At 36.5% G+C, this 22,196-nt stretch carries 23 protein-coding genes, 1 pseudogene and 2 other annotated features; of the genes and pseudogenes, 3 read left to right on the top strand and 21 right to left on the bottom strand.

Going from position 1 to position 22,196, the window contains the following annotated elements:
* Positions 1 to 3: 3 nt before the first annotated feature.
* The 16 genes and pseudogenes from ACIQ4I_RS10140 to ACIQ4I_RS10215 form a co-directional block, all read right to left on the bottom strand.
* Complete coding sequence (locus ACIQ4I_RS10140; protein ID WP_397539457.1) at positions 4 to 345, bottom strand: ribosomal-processing cysteine protease Prp; 342 nt, start codon at positions 343 to 345, stop codon at positions 4 to 6.
* A 15-nt stretch (positions 346 to 360) separates the two neighbouring features.
* Positions 361 to 669, bottom strand: a complete 309-nt coding sequence (gene rplU / locus ACIQ4I_RS10145) for a 50S ribosomal protein L21 (protein WP_397539458.1) — start codon at positions 667 to 669, stop codon at positions 361 to 363.
* Between the two features lie 14 nt (positions 670 to 683).
* Positions 684 to 759, bottom strand: a sequence feature (ribosomal protein L21 leader region).
* A 35-nt stretch (positions 760 to 794) separates the two neighbouring features.
* Complete coding sequence (locus ACIQ4I_RS10150) at positions 795 to 1,412, bottom strand: site-2 protease family protein (RefSeq protein ID WP_403095863.1); 618 nt, start codon at positions 1,410 to 1,412, stop codon at positions 795 to 797.
* Positions 1,412 to 1,933, bottom strand: coding sequence for a peptidoglycan DD-metalloendopeptidase family protein (locus tag ACIQ4I_RS10155; protein ID WP_403095864.1), 522 nt, complete (start codon positions 1,931 to 1,933; stop codon positions 1,412 to 1,414). Before ACIQ4I_RS10155 ends, ACIQ4I_RS10150 begins: the two co-directional genes overlap by 1 nt.
* 236 nt (positions 1,934 to 2,169) lie before the next feature.
* On the bottom strand, positions 2,170 to 2,967 hold the full coding sequence (gene minD, locus ACIQ4I_RS10160) for a septum site-determining protein MinD (RefSeq protein ID WP_403095865.1): 798 nt from the start codon (positions 2,965 to 2,967) through the stop codon (positions 2,170 to 2,172).
* A 1-nt stretch (position 2,968) separates the two neighbouring features.
* Positions 2,969 to 3,640: a septum site-determining protein MinC gene (gene minC, locus ACIQ4I_RS10165; RefSeq protein WP_403095866.1), complete on the bottom strand. Its 672-nt coding sequence runs from the start codon at positions 3,638 to 3,640 to the stop codon at positions 2,969 to 2,971.
* A 23-nt stretch (positions 3,641 to 3,663) separates the two neighbouring features.
* Entirely contained in the window at positions 3,664 to 4,191 is a 528-nt protein-coding gene (gene mreD / locus ACIQ4I_RS10170) for a rod shape-determining protein MreD (RefSeq protein WP_403095867.1), read from the bottom strand.
* Positions 4,191 to 5,096 (bottom strand): rod shape-determining protein MreC, encoded by a 906-nt coding sequence (mreC, locus tag ACIQ4I_RS10175; protein WP_403095868.1) that lies wholly within the window; start codon positions 5,094 to 5,096, stop codon positions 4,191 to 4,193. Before mreC ends, mreD begins: the two co-directional genes overlap by 1 nt.
* Before the next feature lie 13 nt (positions 5,097 to 5,109).
* Positions 5,110 to 6,126, bottom strand: a complete 1,017-nt coding sequence (locus ACIQ4I_RS10180) for a rod shape-determining protein (RefSeq protein WP_403095869.1) — start codon at positions 6,124 to 6,126, stop codon at positions 5,110 to 5,112.
* Positions 6,127 to 6,221: 95 nt separating this feature from the next.
* Positions 6,222 to 6,920 (bottom strand): RadC family protein, encoded by a 699-nt coding sequence (gene radC / locus ACIQ4I_RS10185; RefSeq protein WP_403095870.1) that lies wholly within the window; start codon positions 6,918 to 6,920, stop codon positions 6,222 to 6,224.
* Entirely contained in the window at positions 6,910 to 7,521 is a 612-nt protein-coding gene (locus ACIQ4I_RS10190; protein WP_403095871.1) for a Maf family protein, read from the bottom strand. Before ACIQ4I_RS10190 ends, radC begins: the two co-directional genes overlap by 11 nt.
* Positions 7,522 to 7,618: 97 nt before the next feature.
* On the bottom strand, positions 7,619 to 8,248 hold the full coding sequence (locus ACIQ4I_RS10195) for a hypothetical protein (RefSeq protein WP_403095872.1): 630 nt from the start codon (positions 8,246 to 8,248) through the stop codon (positions 7,619 to 7,621).
* An 84-nt stretch (positions 8,249 to 8,332) separates the two neighbouring features.
* Positions 8,333 to 9,074, bottom strand: a pseudogene (locus tag ACIQ4I_RS10200) (prepilin peptidase).
* A gap of 134 nt (positions 9,075 to 9,208) precedes the next feature.
* Positions 9,209 to 9,355 (bottom strand): hypothetical protein, encoded by a 147-nt coding sequence (locus tag ACIQ4I_RS10205; RefSeq protein WP_403095873.1) that lies wholly within the window; start codon positions 9,353 to 9,355, stop codon positions 9,209 to 9,211.
* Positions 9,356 to 10,011: 656 nt separating this feature from the next.
* Positions 10,012 to 11,718, bottom strand: coding sequence for a sensor domain-containing diguanylate cyclase (locus ACIQ4I_RS10210; protein ID WP_403095874.1), 1,707 nt, complete (start codon positions 11,716 to 11,718; stop codon positions 10,012 to 10,014).
* Positions 11,719 to 11,797: 79 nt separating this feature from the next.
* Positions 11,798 to 13,054, bottom strand: coding sequence for a bifunctional folylpolyglutamate synthase/dihydrofolate synthase (locus tag ACIQ4I_RS10215; RefSeq protein ID WP_403095875.1), 1,257 nt, complete (start codon positions 13,052 to 13,054; stop codon positions 11,798 to 11,800).
* An 85-nt stretch (positions 13,055 to 13,139) separates the two neighbouring features.
* Here ACIQ4I_RS10215 and ACIQ4I_RS10220 point away from each other — a divergent pair, with 85 nt between their 5' ends.
* Complete coding sequence (locus ACIQ4I_RS10220; protein ID WP_403095876.1) at positions 13,140 to 14,006, top strand: ATP-grasp domain-containing protein; 867 nt, start codon at positions 13,140 to 13,142, stop codon at positions 14,004 to 14,006.
* A gap of 1 nt (position 14,007) precedes the next feature.
* A complete protein-coding gene (locus ACIQ4I_RS10225; RefSeq protein WP_403095877.1) occupies positions 14,008 to 14,823 on the top strand; it encodes an ATP-grasp domain-containing protein in 816 nt (271 codons plus the stop codon).
* Positions 14,824 to 14,844: 21 nt separating this feature from the next.
* Here the strand turns inward: ACIQ4I_RS10225 and ACIQ4I_RS10230 are convergent, their stop codons facing one another.
* Together ACIQ4I_RS10230 and ACIQ4I_RS10235 are read right to left on the bottom strand one after the other, a co-directional pair.
* On the bottom strand, positions 14,845 to 15,156 hold the full coding sequence (locus ACIQ4I_RS10230; RefSeq protein ID WP_403095878.1) for an excalibur calcium-binding domain-containing protein: 312 nt from the start codon (positions 15,154 to 15,156) through the stop codon (positions 14,845 to 14,847).
* A 213-nt stretch (positions 15,157 to 15,369) separates the two neighbouring features.
* The gene (locus ACIQ4I_RS10235; protein WP_403096131.1) at positions 15,370 to 17,997 is read right to left on the bottom strand and encodes a valine--tRNA ligase; all 2,628 of its coding nucleotides are present in this window, start codon (positions 17,995 to 17,997) and stop codon (positions 15,370 to 15,372) included.
* A gap of 116 nt (positions 17,998 to 18,113) precedes the next feature.
* Positions 18,114 to 18,327 (bottom strand) — a binding site (T-box leader).
* A 406-nt stretch (positions 18,328 to 18,733) separates the two neighbouring features.
* Here ACIQ4I_RS10235 and ACIQ4I_RS10240 point away from each other — a divergent pair.
* Positions 18,734 to 18,889 (top strand): hypothetical protein, encoded by a 156-nt coding sequence (locus ACIQ4I_RS10240; protein WP_403095879.1) that lies wholly within the window; start codon positions 18,734 to 18,736, stop codon positions 18,887 to 18,889.
* A gap of 247 nt (positions 18,890 to 19,136) precedes the next feature.
* Here the strand turns inward: ACIQ4I_RS10240 and ACIQ4I_RS10245 are convergent, their stop codons facing one another.
* The 3 genes from ACIQ4I_RS10245 to hemB all read right to left on the bottom strand — a co-directional run bounded on the left by ACIQ4I_RS10245 (position 19,137) and on the right by hemB (position 22,194).
* Entirely contained in the window at positions 19,137 to 19,724 is a 588-nt protein-coding gene (locus ACIQ4I_RS10245) for a hypothetical protein (protein WP_403095880.1), read from the bottom strand.
* Positions 19,725 to 19,914: 190 nt separating this feature from the next.
* Positions 19,915 to 21,207, bottom strand: coding sequence for a glutamate-1-semialdehyde 2,1-aminomutase (gene hemL, locus ACIQ4I_RS10250; protein WP_403095881.1), 1,293 nt, complete (start codon positions 21,205 to 21,207; stop codon positions 19,915 to 19,917).
* 3 nt (positions 21,208 to 21,210) lie between these two features.
* Positions 21,211 to 22,194 (bottom strand): porphobilinogen synthase, encoded by a 984-nt coding sequence (gene hemB, locus ACIQ4I_RS10255; protein WP_403095882.1) that lies wholly within the window; start codon positions 22,192 to 22,194, stop codon positions 21,211 to 21,213.
* Between the last annotated feature and the right edge of the window lie 2 nt (positions 22,195 to 22,196).

A 22,196-nucleotide genomic window follows, 5' to 3' on the forward strand; every position in this document is an offset into this window, starting at 1 on the left:
CTCCTAGATCATTTTATATTTTAATTCGATAAAATCTCCATAACTAGCAACCATCGTATAATACTGGGTTACCATTGTTTGAAGAATAATTTGCAGTTTTGCATCAGTTTCAATGTCAAGATCGGCTTGGTCGATCACACAGGATAAAAATCCTCCGTTCTCGCCCTGCTCGATACCTGGTTGTAATTGTAGAATTTGTCCAATCGCATTGACAGTACCAAAGGCAATAGCAGATGCGCCTGCACATACTAAATCGTAACCAGGGTCTCCTGAATAGGCATGACCTGAAATTTCAAATCCATAAGATTTGCGGTTTTCATCGCTTTGAATTTCAACAGTGATCATCGTATCACCCCACTATTAAGCGTTGATAGCTTCAATAACTACTTTAGTGTATGGTTGACGGTGACCTTGTTTACGACGGTAGTTCTTTTTAGCTTTTAATTTGAAAACAACAACTTTTTTCGCACGGCCTTGTTTTTCAACTTTAGCTGTAACTGTTGCGCCTTCAACGAAAGGAGCTCCAACTTTAACATCTTCGCCACCAACGAAAAGAACTTTGTCAAAAGTAACTGTTTCACCAGCTTCAGCGTTGATTTTTTCAACGTAGATTGCTTGGCCAGCTTCTACTTTAACTTGTTTACCACCAGTTTCAATAATTGCGTACATAACTGCACCTCCTCAATTAGACTCAGACTCGCCCTCAATAGGTGATCACATAGATGCTTAATAACCTTTTCAGTGCGGTTGTAGCACGGGTGCTACATAACATTAGAAATAGTACCATACTAAAACTATGACGTCAACCTATTTAACACAACGTTTTCAAAAGCTTGTTCGTATTTTCGGTAGCGGAAAGCCTTGATATTCTGATAAAAAAGTAAAATGAGAATTAACATAAAAAACATTGAACGCGGTATATACCATATGGCCAAAATAAAACAGGTTAGACAGCATGACATAGATAATAGTAAAAAAGAAGTCTTAGTAGCTTGTAGTGACTTTTTCTCACTCCACACTATTTCTAAGATCCTTCCTCCGTCTAAAGGCCAGATTGGTAATAAGTTGATCAATAGCAATAAAACCTGAATAGTTTGTAACGGGCCACTTAAATTTCCCGGAAAAAAAAACGCTATACCGAATAACAATAATGTCGCGATTGGTCCAGCAATAGCGATCTTGAATTGTTGACTTTTGGTGATCTGCCATTTCGTTTCATATAAAATTTCACCACCATATGGCATAATGATGCATGATTTCACTTTTACACCAAGGATATAGGCTGCAACTAAATGCCCACATTCATGCCAGCATAAAGAAATGAATAGTAGCGCATAATTAGAAAACTGCCCTGTGATGATTAACCATACAATCAATGGTAAAAGTGTGGGATGAAGCTTCAACTTCCCCATCACTTAAGCCAGTCCTTTAATGATCCGGAATCTAAAATGGTACCTCTTCGCTCTACTTGTAAATAGAATGTACCTGACTTCATCGAAGCCAAAGGTTCTCCTTCCTTAATAGACGTATATGGCAAATAGTCTAGAGATTTTAGAAAACCATATGTTACACGTTCTCCTGTATCATATGTAATCGTCATTGTTTTACCAAGTGATTTTGTATGCCCTGTAAAAATAACAAAACCATCATGCTTCGCATAAATCGTTAGTGGCTCATCGTAAGATAATAACACACCGTCCGAAAATGTTTGCATGGTATTATATTCTCCGATATGAGAGTCAGCAACAGGTGCCATTACCGCCACCTTTTCTTCTTCGTGAAATACTTGCTTTGTCCAATTTGTAAGAACAAGTAAATCATCATTGGATAGCACATAGTCAGTGACATCAGTTTTTAGTATTTGCTTTTTTTCTAATGCTATTACGGTAAATAACATTACTGCAATTACGACAGTAAATTTCCATTTATTCATTATCTACCCACCTCAAAATCCCATTTTCTATTAGTTTATGAGGCAAGGAGAATAATCAGTACAATAATCTAGACAGCTTCACTCTCAAATCAAGAACGCGGATATGACCCCAAAAATCGCGGGTAAATCTATGAAAATCACGGATAAATGGTTCAAATTCATGGATAAACGAAAGAACATACTAAAAAAAGAGCCCCTAAATTCTCTAGAGACTCTTTTGCTATGTAGCCAAACATTTATTTAGCAAACAAGGATTTAATTTTTGCGAAAACACCTTTATGTTCATTTTCCAATGACATAAGTGGTACAGATTCACCTAATATACGACGAACGATATTACGATATGCAATAGCAGCTTGTGTAGATGGCTCCATTACAATCGGTTCTCCTTTGTTAGAAGAGCGAATTACTTGTTCATCGTCTGGAATAATACCCAATAAATCAATCGATAAATGTGTCGTAATTTCATTTACATCTAGTGCATCCCCACTTTTCATCAATTGAGGACGAATACGATTGATAATTAATTTAGGTGGTTCGATTTCTTCCAGTTCTAATAGTCCAATAATGCGATCAGCATCACGTACTGCTGAAATTTCAGGCGTCGTAACAACAATCGCTCTGTCAGCACCAGCAACAGCGTTTTTATAGCCTTGCTCAATTCCTGCAGGGCAATCAATTAAAACATAGTCAAAATCAAGTTTTAATTCTTCAACTAACGTCGCCATTTGCTGTGGAGTCACAGCATTCTTATCCGACGTTTGAGCAGCAGGCAATAAGAACAGTAGATCATCAAATCGTTTATCTTTTACTAAAGCCTGTTGGACTTTACAACGCCCTTCAACAGTGTCTACTAAGTCATAGATAATACGGTTTTCTAAACCTAAAATTACATCTAGGTTACGCAAACCGATATCTGTATCGATTAAGCATACCTTTTTGTTTTGAAGGGCCAATGCAGTACCTAAATTAGCAGTAGTAGTTGTTTTCCCTACTCCACCTTTACCAGAAGTAATTACTATAGCTTCACCCACATTAGCTTCCTCCCTTAAATGTCGATAAATTTGGTCTTAAATTACGTAAATCCTGTAAACGGTCTATGGCAATATGACCGTTTGAGTGGATATAAGCACATTCCATTTCAGGTCTTTCCGCTAGAATTGTCACCTCATTGGTCATCAATTCCATTAAATCAGCAATCATAAGATGTGTAGCTTCTAACCATGAAGCAGCAATTACACATTCACGATTTCCATCTACACCGGCATGTGCAATCCCCTTCAAACGACCCATAACATAAATACTGCCTCCAGCAATCACCTTGCCATTGGGATTTACATCACCAATAACAATGAGATCGCCTTCAGCTTTTAATTCTTGTCCAGAACGTACAATACCTATGTAAGTTGCAGATTGGTTTTTCAAAAGCTTTTGGTTGCATTCTTCTATTGTAATAACATCACTTTTAATCTTTGAAACTTTTAGATGTTTGGAATGTTGTACGATATGAAGAATTTCCTTTAACTGCTCTTGACTACAATAGCGGTTACCTACGTGTATTGTTACTTCTGCTTGTCCTTCTAGACCATCTTCAGTGACTTTACGCTTTAATTCATCCAATAAATCAGAGTAAGCGCATTGATCATCTAGCTGTAGCACAAGTCCATCTTTTGTACCCTTAATTAAGACTAGTTGCTTAGTTGTCAAATGCTTCACCTCACGCTTCTCTGCTATAACGTTGATTGATTCGCTTTCTTTAAGAGACGAGCTTCTATCAAATACTTAAACGTCCACCCTAGCATGATTAAATAGATAGAGTTTGCAATCATAGTTGGTATGAGTCGTTGATTTAAAAACTCGGTAAATGGAACTGAAGTAAAAGAAATCAATAAGAAAAATTGATGTAAAACTATCTCTAATAGCGCTACAAGCACCAACGAAAGAATTGTTGTTATAGCTAGATGTTGATGGATATATTTTACTGTAGAACCTGCAATAAAACAAATAAATGGGTACAAGAATGTATATAATCCAATAATATCAATATAGAAAATATCATACAATACCCCAAATATTAATCCATACAACATCGCACGTTTGCGATCATAATAAATAGACAAGAAGATTAAGTACAAGATTAGGAATCTAGGTACTAAGTAATATAGATGACCATGCCACTCAATTGGCGAATAAAGGGAAAACTCTGTTTCTACAAAAAACAGTATAACAGCAACAAAAGGAATTAAAAATCTCGCCATTAGTTCCCCGCTCCTGTGCCTGTAGTAATTGTATTATTGGTATTATTACCATCAGAACCATCAACCGAGATGGATTGACGTTTAGCAATAACAACATGATCTAACATAGAGAAATCAGCTGCAGGTTTTACATATGCTAGTTTTGTTAAACCATAGTCATCTGTAGAAACTTCCGTAATTTCACCGATTAGTATACCTTTAGGGAATATGCCACCTAAGCCAGAAGTAGTAACTTTATCGCCTTTTTTAACGGGTAAACTTGAGTCGATTCGTTTTAGAAGCAACTCGCCACGTTTTGCATCAAAACCTTCGATCAAGCCAAATGCTTCTGATTTTTTTGTCGCAACTGCCGCAGATACTCTGTAATTTGTATTATTAGTTGATAATAATTCAACTTGAGAAGTATAAGGCGTCGTTTGCACAATTTTACCAACTAAACCTTTAGAAGTTAGAACAGCCATATTGACTTTCACACCGCTTATAGAACCCTGATTCAAAATGAGTTTTTCTTCCCATTGGTCAGGGTTACGTGCGATAACATTTGCTTGAATTGGATCAAAGTTACGTAAATCATCTTTTTTACCAACTAAATCTTTTAACTTGTCATTTTCAACTTTCAATTCATTGACTTTAGCTTGTAGAGTTCCAAATTCTTCCAAGCGCGATTTTAAACGTTTGTTTTCATCATAGGTGTTAATTAGTGAATCTATATTACTGATGAATCCTGTAAAATAGCTTGCCGGTTTAGCAACGATTGATTGTCCAAAGCCGACAGTGTCTTTGATTATTTGTTCAGGAAGTGATGCGTTTTGACGATCGCGTAAGGAAAAGCTAATCAATGCCACTAAGAAGATTACGCCGACAAGCAGCAATATCAATCGCTTATTCGAGAAAAACTGTGGCATTGTCTAATCCCCCTTATTTTGTTTGATGACGACGTATTAAATCGATGTGGTCTAGAGCCATACCAGTACCAATAGCAACACAATCTAATGGGTTTTCTGCGATAAATACAGGCATATTTGTTTCGTCACTAATTACTTTGTCCAAGTTTTTAAGTAAAGCACCACCGCCAGTTAATACAATACCGCGTTCCATTACGTCAGCAGATAATTCTGGAGGAGTTTGTTCTAATGTTTTTTTCACGCCATCGATAATCGCTGAAATTGATTCTTTCAATGCATCTACGATTTCAACAGATGAAATTTCAATTGTTTTTGGAAGTCCTGTCACTAAATCACGACCGCGGATTTCCATTCTTTCCACTTCACCCTCAGTGCTTGCTGAACCAATTTCGATTTTAATTGTTTCAGATGTACGTTCACCGATTGTTAAGTTGTAAGTTTTACGAATATAAGCAATAATTGCTGAATCCATTGCATCTCCACCGACACGTACAGATTCACTTGTTACAATACCACCTAAAGAAATAACAGCAACCTCAGATGTACCGCCACCTATATCAACTACCATACTACCTGTTGGTTCCCAAACTGGTAGATTTGCACCGATAGCCGCTGCAAATGGTTCTTCAATTGTATATGCTTCTTTTGCACCTGCTTGACGAGAAGCATCAATTACGGCACGTTGTTCTACTGATGTAATACCATAAGGTACACAAATCATTACATTTGGCTTTTTCCAGTTACCACCAGAAGCCTTCATAGCTTCTTCCATATAATATTTAATCATTGCAGTTGTAATATCGAAATCTGCAATAACACCATCTTTCATCGGGCGGATCGCCACGATTGAGCCTGGTGTACGACCAATCATTTTTTTAGCATCGTTACCTACTGCAACGATATCACCAGATTGTGTATTTTTCGCAACTACAGAAGGTTCTCTGAGTACGATTCCTTTACCTTTCAAAAATACCAATGTATTTGCTGTGCCGAGGTCAATCCCGACATCTTTTCCACCTAATCCAAACACTATTTTGTTCTTCCTTTCTCTTTTAGCCATAACTTTCGTAGCTGTCATAAAATCATAAGTTTCATTATAACGGAAAAGAGTAAAAAATTACAGTACTACATATACCCTTTCTCTTTTAAACTTATAAATTGATGATCTCCGATAATGACATGGTCTAATAGCTCTATTCCAATGATTAAACCTGCTTCTTGAAGACGCTTAGTCACGTCGATATCTTCAGGACTTGGAGAAGGATTACCAGATGGATGATTATGGGCACAAATAATCGAGGCGGCTGATCGTTTTACAGCTTCACGAAAAATTTCACGGGGATGTACAATTGAAGCATTTAAACTCCCAATAAAAATCGTTTGCTGATGGATAATTTGGTTTTTGACATTTAAGAAAAGCGTCACAAAGTTTTCTTGCAATAAAGAAGACATATCTGGCATTAAAAACGTCGCGGCATCTTGTGGTGAACGAATTGTGAAACGTTCATCAGCCCTTTTTTTGTGTAAACGTCTTCCTAATTCAATAGACGCCAACAGCTGGATGGCCTTTGCTTCACCAATACCTTTAATATCCATAATTTCTTCGATTGTTGCATTCTTTAATTCGTGAAGCTGTTCAAAATGGGTTAATACACGATTTGCTACATGAAGAACAGATTCTTGCTTCGTGCCTGTCCGGAGTAATATCGCGATCAACTCTTGATTTGATAAACTATCTGCGCCTTGTCGCTTCAGTCTTTCTCTAGGTCTATCATCTTGATGTACATCACGAATCATGAGTGATGCTTCAACATTAGTTACCATGTACTTGTTCCCCCTTTTCAACAGCAATAATTTTCTTATCCGTCAAAAAAGTTCTAAGTACATCTAAAGGAAGTCCTGCGACATTATATTTGCTTCCATCAATCTTCTTCACTAAATTTTGTCCAACTCCCATTATATTATAACCAACATCTTGCTCAAAAGGTTCCCCTGTTTCGACATATTGAGCAATTATTTTTTCTGATAAACGATGCATCGTCACATCAGACTGAACAACAAAAGATGAAAGCTGGTCCTCATAGCGAATTCCTACTGCTGTTGTCACTTTATGTTTGTTATTTGATAATCTCTTAAAATAAGATATTGCTTCATTTCTAGTACGAGGTAAACGTATTATCTCCCCTTTTAAACTTACAACACGTTTAACATTCATATAGCATAATGATGCATGTGGTTTTTGCATACGTAATAGCTTTACAACTACGGAACTATTAGCAAATTCAAAGGGATTAGTAGGCAGTGCATAATCCATTGGTACATTTTGGTAGATGACTGAAAAAGGTAGTTGTAGTTTTCCAAATAACTCTTCACAATTCCCCTGTGGATTAAGTAAAATAATGTCTTTGTTTGATCGTATTGACATTCCATCATACCTCCTTTTTAGCCATCATAATAGAAAAGTAAAATTTAGGGAAATAACCAAAAATAAACAAAATTCTTTTTTACATCTATTTTAACGATCAAAATTTAATTTCTAAGCAATCATTTTGCGAGACATAACGCGCTAAAAGTTGTAATTTTACCACCTCTAAATTATTGGAAGCCTTTGTCATAGCAGTAACATTCGCCTTCCAATCAGCTGGAGTGGCTTGTTCTTTAGTAGATTTGCTAAAATTTAATTTTGCAACTTTGCTAACTTCCAGTAATTGTGGTATATTTTTAAGTCCTTTTTCTTCACAAGTTGCTCCAGATAGCGTAAATGGCTTTACAAAGGCATCTTTGGTTACGATGGATTTGATCTTCTTTTCACTATTCCCTACAGCACTCCATAAATAGAATTGCTTTCCTGCTTGTACAATCGCAACATTTTCATATTCAGGATGACCTGCTAGAAAATCCGACGCTGCTTGTGATGAAGAATAAACACCGTATTGAACTGCATAGAATTTTACTGGTTTACTAGTTTCTTTTGTACTTTGTGACGTACTGGAAGATAATGTTTGTTCATCAGGTTGCGCTGATCTCTTTTCAACTGTCTGCAAGATAAAGAAAAATAGTAGTACCCCTGCAGCACCTATCAATACGCCATGAAAAACGGCCGCTAACATAAAATGTGTTTGTTCTTGTTTTTTTCTACTATTAAATTTCATGACATCACCCCTATTCAATACCCTAGCAGAATAGACATAAAAAAAGACAAGACTGATGTCGCCTTGCCTTAAAAAGTTTTCTATTTAAAATAACAAATTAGTATACCATTCGAGTATCTCTTGCCCATAAAAATACGTCACCACGCTTCCTACAGCAATCCATGGTCCAAATGGGATTGGTTGCTTACTCCCCTTTTTTTGCCACATAAGTTGTACTACACCTGCTACGAGTCCGATTACTGCAGACATAAACAAAGCCACAATTGTCAACTTAAAACCCAGTACAAGACCAATGACGAAAAATAGCTTAATATCGCCACCACCCATACCACCTTTCGACACAAAGGCAATAACAAACAAAATACCAAATCCAACAGTTGCTCCAACAAGCGCATCCCACCAAGGATCTAGTGGAGATAAAACACGACATACAATAAGCATAACCGCAAATGGCAATAGCACTTTATCTGGTATAAGCATATATGCAATATCCGAAACAGTAATAATCACCAGTAGTGAGATAAATAGTAATGCAACTGCTAATTCTGGAGTAAATCCGAAATGAGTATATGCTAAAGTAAATAAAATTCCTGTTAATAGTTCCATTAATGGATGGAAGAATCCTATTTTCGCACCGCATGTACGACATTTCCCTCCTAAGAAAATATAGGAAAGGACCGGCACTAAATCGATTGCCGTTAATCTTCTTTTACATCCATCACAATGTGAAGGTGGCACCTTTTGGCACACGTAACCCTACTACATTAAAAAAAGAGCCAAATACTAAACCAAATATCATAAAAAACACTGCATAGACAATTTCCATCTTTTATCCCTCTTTACCCCGCTATAACGGGCAGTATACCCCACCTTAAGTCTAATCTTGGGTTAACTGCCCATAAAAGCCCGATTGGTTAAACTAACAATCAGTGGAAAAGCACCACTAATTGAAGTTCCACTTTACTTATTGTTTTGATCATCCAATTGACCGACATAATAGAAGGTTGTAAGTTGAATTGTCGCTTGCAATTGATCTTCTTTGGTATCTGTAGATGAACCTGTTACTTCTGTATTTGGGGTTGCATAAGAAACAGAGTCAATACGCATAATTCGGGGTAAAGTCTCAATTTCCTTTAAAATTCTATGATTTCTTTTTTATCTATTGCAGAAACAGACATACGATAGATGCTGATAATAACGAAAAAAACCCTATTGATTGATATAAATCTAAAAAAGCCAACATAATAACTATAGGAAAAGGTACATTGAGAATTTATGTAGGAAGTAAAATTAATATTGATTCAAATAGTTCAATAAAAAATCTTCAGAAAGAAATGTATCCTAATTATTTGATTATTATAAGAACAACAACTACAGTGATGCAAAAGGTTACTTATCGATAACTAGATGCTGAAAATAATAGTTTGACTGTTGATAATATATCTAGATTTAAAGGAATATCTATCCAAGAATAGCTTTTACCTGAAGTAATGAAATTCCACAAGTTATATTCACTCCTAATGCAGATATTTTTATTAATGGTAACCATCCTATTTACGGAGTAGTTATGGCAAAATCTTTTACTGGTAATGGTACTCCATCAGAAGTGAATCGTTCAGAAAATGTGCCCATCGAAGTTGTTGAAACAGGAAATCCATTAGGAGAATGACAAGGGGAATTACTATATACTGTAATTTCAACAGATTCAATAATTGAAAAATAAAAAAGCAGGGATTTCCCCTGCTTTTTTCATCCTTATTCCGTCAAAACCCAGCAACCCGGTTTCTCCCCTGTTGCTTCGCTCCAATATACATCGCATGATCTGCGTTTCGGAGTAATGTGGTGCCTTCGTCTGTGTCTTCGAATGCGGAGGATACGCCTATACTTGCAGTTACACGAACGACTAGGTGATTGACGTTTTCCATCAAGTCTGGTGATATTTCAAATGGCTGTGCTTCGATGGTTTGGCGTAAGTGTTCTGCGATATTAAGTGCTGCGTCTTTTGAATAGTTTGGTAGGAGAATGACAAATTCTTCTCCCCCATATCTTGCAAGTGTACCTTGTCCGCCAATCTCTCTTCGTAAAGTGTCTGCGATTCCACATAAAATATCATTTCCACTTTGGTGACCATAACTATCGTTTATTCTTTTAAAATAATCAATATCCAGCATAATTAATGATAGATTTGAAATATTGTGATTTTTTAAATCCTGCATCATCTTCGTTAGATATTCATCAAAATAGCGATAATTATATAAGCCGGTTAGCCCACAGCGTTCACTGCTATGTCTAGTTTTTTCAACGTACCTTGCCTTCTCTAATGAAACTGCAAAATAAGAGCATATGAGTTCAAGCATCTTCACCTGGTATTCTTTAAAGAAATTTTTCTTCTTAGACGTTAATAATAGAACGCCTTCCATGTACTGATTTCTTGATAGAGGTAAAACTAATACACTTTGCGAATCCGGCAGCAAATAATTCCTGGATGGTAAAAGCCATTCTGAACGTTTGCTAAATATTACTTTTTCTTCTGTCAATAATGTATGTTTCAGTAAACTTTCACTTAGTTCTTTATGCGTTACATTTTTTAAAATTTCTTGTCCGTTCTCGTAAGCACGCAATACAGATAACGAACCTGTTTGTTTTCTTCGATCTATCATATAAAGTCCATCAATCTCAACCATTTTAGGAATTCGTTCCATAAACAAATCAAGTGTTTCTTCAGATTCCAACTGATCTGCTAATTGATGGCCAAAATGGGCAGCTTCTGAAAGTTCTTTGTTAATCTTACTTGATATACTATAAAGCTGTAATAATTGCGTCATCATGTAAAATGGAATTCCTAATAACACAATAGAAATGACCCCTGCATACTCTCCCAATATATATAAGCTAAGTCCCATTGGAAGTGCAAAGCAACCAATCACATAATCCCATGCATCATCAATTGTAAACAAAGGTAATTTGTTACCTAGTAAAAGTGCGCTAAGCTGTAAAAATACTTGATTCGCAATAATATTGATCACAATATAAAGCAATCCATATCCAATAATATGCAAATGATCTAATGAATGAATATTGCCTCCAAATTTTAAATAGATATAACCACTGAAGAAAGATATAAGGAAAAACATCATTGAATTCCAAGGAATCCGATACAAACTTTGGCGTGTGAGCTTTAATCGGTAAAGAAATGGTATTATAGAAATTTGGAAAACGATAATTTCTATATATAACCCAAACTTTAAAAAAACCGCAAGACTTACCCATTGAAGAAGGAAAAATGGCGTACCATTTATGACTACTGGATAAGTAGATGTTAAAAGCCCTAAAACAGTGAATCCTATTAACAGTGACCAATCGATATCCGTTGGAGGTGGAAATGCACGATAAACTGTATATATGCTTATTGGCATAAATACAATCCACGCGATAAAGATCATCATTTGAAACGCAAATGACTTTTTCATCCTAATTTCCCCCTCCCCTTTAGATTTTATAATGTAAATTATACCAGACCACTTTTCCATTTCAATACAAATATTTAGGTTATTTGAACCTTGCCAATAGTGTTTTCCTCCATTTAGCCAAAAGATAGAGTGAACCTGTCATAACCACAATGCTTGTCCCGTCTAGTTTTTCACTGATTATATTAACAATATTCCCTTTGGAAATCTGTTTATCTTCGCCATGACTTAAGTCACGCATTTCCCCTGCAGACATTGCTCTCTCATTATCAACATCAACAAATGTGAAACTTGTACTTACTTCTTCTAATAGCCTTAAAACTCCTGCTACATCCTTATCTTTTAACATTCCAATTACAAAGTGAATCTTTTGTCCTGTAAATTCTTCTTTAATCGTTTCTACAAGTGCTTTTGCGCTAGCAGGATTATGTGCTCCATCAACATATAGATTTGGTGCAAGTTTTTCAAATCGGCCAGCAAGATGTGCAGCATGAACACCATTTTGAAGAAGCTCATTTTCTATTTGGATTCCTTGGTACTTGGCAAATAAGGTAAAGACAGTAATCGCAAGGGCCATATTACTTCTTTGATGAATACCTGGCATGATGCGTTGTAAATGAGTAAACTCGAAATCTTTGCTAATGTATTTTTCATACTCCCCTTCAGTTTCAACCGAAAAGTCTTTTCCAAAAACATAAAGTGGTGCATGCTGTTTTGCTGCTTCTTCTTCGAAAACAACCAAAGCTTCATTTGGAAGAGCACCAATTACGATTGGTCGTTCTTTTTTGACAATACCTGCTTTATGGTAAGCAATTTCCACTAATGTATCACCTAAAAAGTTTGTATGTTCTAATGAAATACTCGGTACTACAGAGACAATCGGTGTCATTACATTTGTACAATCGAAGCGCCCTCCCATGCCACATTCAATAATGGCGATATCTGGGGCAAATCGACTAAAAGCAATGTATGCAGCAACTGTTAGTAATTCGAAGTCTGTTAGTTTACCATCAAGACCTGCATCACTCATAATTTTGAAGATTGTATCCAATTCTTTTGGTTCGATGGGCTTTTCATTCAGTTGTATTTGGTCATGGACATCCTCAATGCATGGAGACATAAAAGTGGCTGTTTTTAATCCATGAGATTTAGCAATATGTTGGATAAAGCTACTTGTTGAGCCTTTCCCATTCGTTCCTGCTAAATGGATGACAGGTAAATTATTTTGTGGATTTCCAACCAATTCTAATGCTATGTGCATCGCATCTAATCCTGGTTTGATTGCTGGATCACTTGTAATATGCCAACGTTCTTTATATTCATCTAGTTTAGGGATCATTTCAACACTCCATCCTATATATTCCCTCGTTTTCGTGCTAAACTTTTATATATTATTATAGCACTAGTGTTAAGGGGATTTTGCAATGAAAACTTGTTGGATCATATATAACGGCAGTCTCGTAAATGATAAGTTTCTAGATCAAGCGAGACTAATGGCCGAAGCAGCACAACAACTGAATGTTCAACCGATTATTTATAAAAACTATGAAATCATGATGAAGTTCGATGGAGAACTTCAAAACAAACCGGATTTCGTCATCTTTTTAGACAAAGATATCCTACTAGCTACTTATTTAAAAAATAGTGGTATTCCTGTTTTCAATGATCCAGAAGTCATTGAAACGTGTGACAATAAGGCAAAACAATACATACAGCTTGCAAAGGCTCGCATACCAATGCCTATGACTATTATTGCACCAAAGGTTTATCCAAACTTCACAATTCGTGATAGTGGCTATTTTGAAAGTGTCTTACAAACATTAGGTCTTCCGATGATTATTAAAGAGGGACATGGATCTTTTGGAATGAAGGTCTATTTGATTAATACAGAAGAAGAATTCTTTGAAAAAGTGGATGAATTAAGAGGTGTCGATTTTGTCTTCCAACAATTTATCGATTCTAGTCGTGGTCGCGATATTCGTGTAAATATTATTGGCGATGATGTCGTAGCATCTATGTATCGTCATTCCGAAACCGATTTTCGTGCAAATATTACAAATGGCGGTAAAGCAGAAAAAATCGTTCTAACAGATCACCAGAAAGAAGTTGCCATTCGAGCAGCAAAAGCTGTCGGTGCAGAATTCGCTGGTGTAGATTTATTATTCGGGCCAGATGAGGAACCCATCGTATGTGAAGTCAATGCTGCAGCACATATCAGAAATCTCTACAATATAACTGGGGTTAATGTAGGTGTTCAATTTATCGAATATATATTGAAGAAAATCGGGTGAAATGATGAAACACGCCTATCTTTTATACGAACAGCAAGATGCAGAGAAAAATGGTATTTTTATTGAACAAATGGTAGAAGCCGCGAAAAAGCATGGTATCGAACTCTCATTAGTTATCACAGATGAAATAGACCTAAACTTTTTGGATACAACTATTGGCAAGCCACTATTTGTCTGGAATCGTACGCGTAATGCCAAAATTGCTAAAAAGTTAGAAATTACAGGTATTAAAGTGTTTAATAGTTCATTTGTGAATGAACTTGCGAATGATAAAAAAAGCACCTTGCAATTTGCACAACTTCAAGGAATTCCTACTGTTCCAATTCTATTGGATCCCCAGATTCAGCAATACCCTGTTATTATTAAAACAATCGATGGTCACGGGGGTAGTGAAGTTGCACTATGCAAAAATGCAGAGGAACTGAAAGAACTTCAAGAGAAATGGCATAATCGTAGAACAATTATCCAGCCATATATCGAATCAAATGCAACAGATGTCAGAGTTTGGGTTCTAGGTTCAGAGATCATTGGCACTGTCAAACGAATAGGCGGACAAGATTTCCGCTCCAACTACACTTTAGGTGGAACAATTGAAAAATACGAATTAGATGCTGAGAAACGAGAACAGGTTATGAGGCTGCAGAAAGCTTTAAAAAGCGATTATATTGGTATCGACTTTTTAATGTTACCCAGTGGTGATTGGATATTAAATGAAATTGAAGATCCGGTTGGGGCTAGATCCTATTACGAGTTATATGATCAGTTTTTACCATCACTGATCATCGAATACTTTAATCAACAAAAAGAAAGGGCGTAATAAATCATTACGCCCTTTCTTTTATTTTTCACAAGCAATATTGTCGTTATCACGATCTAAGTCATAGTTTTTTTGTATTGCCTTTTTGTAAATACTTGCTGATACCTTTGCAGAAGAATTTCGATATATAATTCCACCATGACGTTGATGTACGGCGTTTTTAGTTTTAGCTGTTTTCTTTACTCCATGTGGATATACATGGTTAAAAGCCTTACAGCTTGAATAAATCCCTGTACCACGAGCATTTGCATCATGACTATCTACAAATGTCGTACCTAAAAATGTAGTTGCGGCAAGGGCTGTTGCGACGCATAATTTCAGTGTTCGTTTCAAATCAATTCCTCCTAAAAATACTCCAGTATAATAATAGATTAAAATAAATAAATTAATAGCAAAAACATCAAAACTCAGTGAATCTAGTAAAATTATATTAATATATTTACATTAATATGCGTGCTTTTAGGCTATTTATTTAGCATAGTTTATAAATGACAACAATTAAAGTATGAAAAAACGCTCAGAACAAGTCTGAGCGTTTTTGCTTTATTACATATTCTTCAATTCAGCAATTCGTTTTTCAACGGTAGAGAATTTTTCAAGGTAGTCTGCTTCTTTTTCACGTTCAGCTGCAACTACTTCATCTGGTGCTTTTGATACGAAGCGCTCGTTGTTTAGTTTACCTTGAACACGTTTTACTTCTTTATCCCATTTTTCAAGTTCGTGGTTAAGACGTTCGATTTCAGCTGCTACATCGATTAAACCTTCAAGTGGTAAGAATAACTCAGCGCCAGATACAACTGCTGACATTGTTTTCATTTCAGGTTGTAAGTTTTCACCTAGAGTTAGTGTTTCTGGGTTACAGAATTTTTCGATGTACGCTTTGTTGTCTTCAAGTACTGATAATGTCGCTGCATCTTTTGCAGAAATGTACATTGGTACTTTTTTGCTCATTGGTGTATTTACTTCTGCACGGATATTACGTACTGCACGGATAATATCCATTAACAATTTCATATCTTGAGATTGTTGATCAAAAGTAAATTCTGGGTTCACTACTGGCCATGAAGCGTGAGTGATAGATACTCCTTCATGAGGAAGGTTTTGCCAGATTTCTTCAGTGATAAATGGCATTAATGGATGTAATAGACGCATTGTGTTGTCTAGTACATAAGCAAGTACGGAACGAGTCATTTTCTTCGCCGCTTCATCTTCACCGTATAATGGTAATTTCGCCATTTCAATGTACCAGTCACAGAAATCATCCCAGATAAAGTTGTGTAATTGACGGCCAACTTCACCAAATTCGTATTTATCAGCAAGTTTTGTTACTTCTTCGATTGTTTCGTTTAGGCGAGTTAAAATCCATTTATCTGCAACAGATTTTTCGCCAGAAAGATCGATTTCATCATAAGTCATACCATCCATATTCATCAATGCGAAACGAGATGCATTCCAGATTTTGTTTGCGAAGTTCCAAACAGCTTCAACTTTTTCAGTTGTGTAACGTAAATCTTGACCTGGTGATGAGCCAGTTGCTAAGAAGTAACGTAGTGAGTCTGCACCGTATTTTTCGATTACATCCATTGGGTCAACACCATTACCAAGTGATTTTGACATTTTGCGTCCTTCACCGTCACGTACTAAACCATGGATTAATACGTCTTTGAATGGACGTTCCCCAGTGAATTCAAGACCTTGGAAAATCATACGAGATACCCAGAAGAAGATGATATCATAACCTGTTACTAATGTACTTGTTGGATAGTAGCGTTTGTATTCTACGCTTGCTTCATCAGGCCAGCCCATTGTAGAAAATGGCCATAATGCAGATGAGAACCATGTATCTAGAACGTCTTCATCACGAGTCCAGTTTTCTTCGTCAGTTGGAGCTTCCTTACCTACGTAAACTTCACCAGTTTCTTTGTGGTACCATGCTGGGATTTGGTGTCCCCACCATAATTGACGAGAAATACACCAATCATGAACATTTTCCATCCAGCGAGAGTATGTGTTTTCGAAACGGTTTGGCACAAAGTTAACCTTTTCCATTTCTTTTTCTTGAAGTTCAAGAGCAGTTTTTGCTAGTGGTTCCATTTTAACGAACCATTGAGCTGAAAGGTAAGGTTCTACAACAACACCAGTACGTTCTGAGTGACCTACTGAGTGCATATGGTCTACGATTTTAATAAGTACACCTTGTTCTTGTAAGTCTTTTACGATCTGTTTACGGCATTCGAAACGATCCATACCTTGATATTTACCAGCATTTTCGTTCATTGTACCGTCTTCGTTCATCACGATAATGCGTGATAAACTATGGCGGTTACCTACTTCAAAGTCATTAGGATCATGAGCTGGAGTCATTTTAACAACACCAGTACCGAATTCCAAGTCAACATAGTCATCTGCAACGATTGGAAGTTCGCGACCTATGATTGGAAGAATCGCAGTTTTACCTACTAAATGAGCGTAGCGTTCATCCTTAGGATTTACAGCAATACCAGTATCACCAAGCATTGTTTCTGGACGAGTTGTTGCGATTTCAAGCTTACCAGAACCATCAGCTAATGGGTATTCCATGTGATAGAAAGCACCTTGAACATCTTTGTAGATTACTTCGATATCAGATAATGCAGTTTTCGCTTGTGGATCCCAGTTGATAATGCGTTCACCGCGGTAGATTAAGTCTTTTTCGTAAAGTTTTACGAATACTTCTTTAACAGCGTCTGATAGGCCTTCATCTAATGTGAAGCGTTCACGAGAATAATCTAATGCAAGCCCCATTTTAGCCCATTGTTGGCGGATTGCGCCTGCATATTCTTCTTTCCATTCCCACGTTTTTTCGAGGAACTTTTCGCGACCTAAGTCGTAACGAGAAATATTTTGTTCACGTAATTTTGCTTCTACTTTTGCTTGTGTTGCAATACCTGCATGATCCATACCTGGTAACCATAGAGCATCGTAACCTTGCATGCGTTTCATACGGATTAGAATATCTTGAAGCGTTGTATCCCAAGCATGACCTAAGTGTAATTTACCTGTTACGTTTGGTGGTGGAATCACGATCGAATATGGTTGTTTTTCACTTTCAGGTTGTGCTTTGAAGAATTCGCCTTCAAGCCACCATTCATAACGACCTTGTTCAATGGACTGTGGATCGTACTTTGTTGGCATAGATGTGTTTTGTTCTGTCAATACAATGACCTCCTTTAATGTCTCATCATAGTATGAAGTATAGGGGCTTTTGAACGAGCTACCTCCGCTTTAAAATAAAAAAAACCTTCGCCCTAGAAAAGGGCGAAGGAATATTCGCGGTACCACCTTAATTTCAGCACAAAACGGCTGACACTTCATCTCATAACGGCTACTAACCGGTTACTGCTACTTAATCGTTCACAGAAACTGCTCCAGGGCTACCTTCAAACGACTACTTGAGGAACTTGCACCAACCGTTCCCTCTCTTACAAGTAGGAGCGTTCTACTCCTCCCCTTCTCAGCATATATATATAGCTGTATCCATTGTAACGAATACGTCATTGTTTTTCAAGTTTTTCAGAATACTTAAAACAAATTTCCACTTTCTTCACATGAATCACTGTACATTTTGTATAGAGGGCTATAATCCTGAAGAAGAAGATAATAATCATTTTTCCTATTTCTTAGTAAATGATCCCCTTTTACTAGAGGAAGGGAGCGCATGTAATCAAAATCATTTCCCAAAAGCAACAGAAAAGAAATTTAACTTTATTAATAAAATCCGTATGATTTTGCAGCAAGTTACTATCATTTCTTTTTAAACGGCGAAGGTTCACTTATATTATCTAAATATAATATTAATATATATCAAATCACTTAAATAGCTTCTTCACCGATAGAATAGATTACAAATAATAGATATTCGGTATTTGCAGTGATTGATAATGTTTATACAAATTTAATGGTAGCAGTACTGACGAAAATCGATGACCGATCCCCAGCTACTTTAGAAATCGAAAATAATTCTTTAACCTATACAATATTTGATTTAATAACTGAAGAAACCAAAACAATTACTTACCCACTTTAACTACAAAAATCCATCCCTAGCAACATATATTACTAGGTATGGATTTTTTAATTAACAGAAAGGAGATGGAATTTTGAAAAAAAATCGTTACAACCCTTATTTACTTCCCCCTTGGTTGAGAAAGACTAGATTTTATTGCAGAAATATCATTATTCCCATTTCATGCTTTCAATTTGTTCGTGTCATAATTTTCCCTACAACATGGGATATAATCATACTTTTATTCTTATTACTTCTTTGTTTTTTATTAATAACGGATTTTATTTAATGGTATCTGAACTCTCGTATAATGTTCTTCTAAATCCCACAAAAATTCACTCAATATGGATTCCTCTGAATCTGCATTTGCAACCATATCTGTAGCTGTTTCCGAATGAAGAATCACTGAATTGCTTTCAAAAGGATGTGCTACTTCTGGTGATTCTTCTGGCATCTCATCATAGAGGCAATCTACATGGCATTTAATATTGCAAACACCATCTTCTCGCAATTGTACATCAACATCTCTTGTATTTAATTGAATGGATGAATGTACTATACCCTCTTTTGGCAGACTAACGTCCAAAGGAATTGCGTATTCAAAATATCCTTGCTTCTCTTGCCATTCCACCTCATCTATTAGGGTACATTCATTTGATAATTGTTTTTCTCTTTCCTTGCCTGCGTCAAATTCCAGAAAAGCTGATAAATGATAAATCCCTGAAAGCGATACTGATAAATCATCAACTTGTTGTTCCCAACGTGGTTTAACATGAATATCGTTCGCTTTTACTGGGCAGCCATAAGTTTCTGGAAAAATAAATGCCTCATTTATTTCCCAGGTAATTTTTTGCACTTTGCTATCCCTCCTCTATCTTCATGTATATGCAGATATAATTGAAGATAGAACATATGTCAGGGATAAATTGTCCTTCTAGTTATATCATTCAATAAATTATATTAGCATAATTATATGAATACAAAAAATCCAGGGAAGGTTTATTCCCTGGATTTTCTTGATCAGCTCTATGAGCCTGCTTCTATATTTAACGAGCTAATTTCTTGAATACTTTTTGGAATGCTTCTACTGTTTTTGCGATATGTTCTTCTGTATGCGCTGTTGAGAAGAATACGCATTCGAATTGAGATGGTGGAAGGAAAATACCTTCTTCAGCCATTAATGCATAGTAGTCTGCAAATAATTGTAAATCGGCAGTTTTTGCTGTATCAAAGTTGATAACTTTTTCATTTGTTAAGAAGTAGCCAATCATAGATCCTACACGGTTTACAGTGTGTGGAATATTATAAGTTTCAGCTGCTTCACGGAAGCCAACTTCTAATTGATCTCCTAATTTTTTGAAGTAATCATATGATTCTGGCGTAACATGGTTTAATGTTTCAAGACCAGCAGCCATAGCTAAAGGGTTACCTGAAAGTGTGCCCGCTTGATAAATTGGACCTGCTGGAGCAACACGTTCCATAATGTCACGACGACCACCAAAAGCACCTACTGGAAGTCCACCACCGATTACTTTACCTAAGCAAGTAAGATCAGGAGTAACACCTAGATATCCTTGAGCACAGTTAAATCCTACACGGAAACCTGTCATCACTTCATCAAAGATTAATAATGATCCAGATTTCGTTGTAATATCGCGTAAGCCTTCTAAAAAGCCAGGAAGCGGAGGAACGCAACCCATATTACCCGCAACTGGTTCTACAATGATTGCTGCAATCTCTTCACCGTATTTTTCAAATACTTGTTTAACAGATTCTAAGTCGTTATATGCAACTGTCAAAGTATTTTGAGCGATTCCCATTGGAACCCCAGGGCTATCTGGTAAACCAAGTGTTGCAACACCTGAACCAGCTTTAATCAATAATGAATCACCATGTCCGTGATAAGAACCTTCGAATTTTAAGATTTTATCACGTCCTGTGAAGCCACGAGCAACACGAATAGCACTCATAGTTGCTTCTGTACCTGAAGAAACCATACGTACCATTTCAACTGATGGAACACGTTTAATTACTTCTTTAGCTAACTCATTTTCGATGACTGAAGATGCACCGAAGCTTGTACCTGTTTCAGCAACACGTTGAATCGTTGCTACAACATCAGGATGAGTATGGCCGATGATTAGTGGACCCCATGATAATACATAGTCAATATAATCATTACCATCTACGTCGGTAATGATTGCACCGTGACCTTTTTCCATCACGATTGGGTCCATGTTTACTGCATTAAATGCACGAACTGGGCTGTTAACGCCACCTGGCATTAGGTTGATAGCTTCAGCAAATGCTGCTTTTGATTTTTCATGTGAACGAGTCATTGATTATTTCTCCTCCATCCAGCGAACTGCATCTTTCGCATGGTAAGTAATGATTAAGTCTGCTCCAGCGCGTTTCATACCTGTCAAAGTTTCTAAAACGATTTGTTTTTCATCTACCCAGCCATTAAGTGCTGCTGCTTTAACCATTGCATATTCACCACTTACATTGTATGCAACAACTGGTAAGTCATAATTGTTACGAACATCTCGAACAATATCTAAGTATGATAATGCTGGTTTTACGATTAAGAAATCTGCACCTTCTTCAACATCACTAGTAGCTTCACGCATTGCTTCATAACGATTTGATGGGTCCATTTGATATGTTTTACGGTCACCGAATTTTGGTGCACCATCAGCAGCATCACGGAATGGGCCATAGTATGCAGATGCATATTTTACAGCATATGACATGATTGGAACATCTTCAAATCCAGCTTCATCTAGGCCTTTGCGAATTGCAGCAACAAATCCATCCATCATATTAGAAGGTGCTATAATATCTGCACCTGCTTGTGCTTGTGAAACAGCTGTTTTTGCAAGAAGATCTAGAGAAGGATCATTTAAGATTTTTTCGTCTTCTGATACAACGCCACAGTGACCATGTGAAGTGAATTCACATAAGCAAGTATCTGCGACTACGACGATATCTGGGTAATTCTTTTTGACGAAACGTGTAGCTTCTTGTACGATACCGTGATCATGGAAAGCTTGTGTACCAACTTCATCTTTTTCAGCTGGAAGACCAAAAAGAATAACAGATGGAATACCTAGAGATACGACTTCATCCATTTCTTCGCCTAAACGATCTAAAGAAAATTGATATACACCTGGCATTGAATTCACTGGATTCTTAATATTTTCGCCATCGATTACGAAAATTGGATAGATGAAATCTTCTTTGTGTAAGTATGTTTCTTTTACCATTGCACGCATAGTTGCAGATTGGCGTAGACGTCTATGTCTTTTAAAGTTTAAGTCTGCCATGA

Source organism: Rummeliibacillus sp. NPDC094406 (genome assembly GCF_044763875.1).
In the GTDB taxonomy this organism is placed as follows: Bacteria; Bacillota; Bacilli; order Bacillales_A; family Planococcaceae; genus Rummeliibacillus.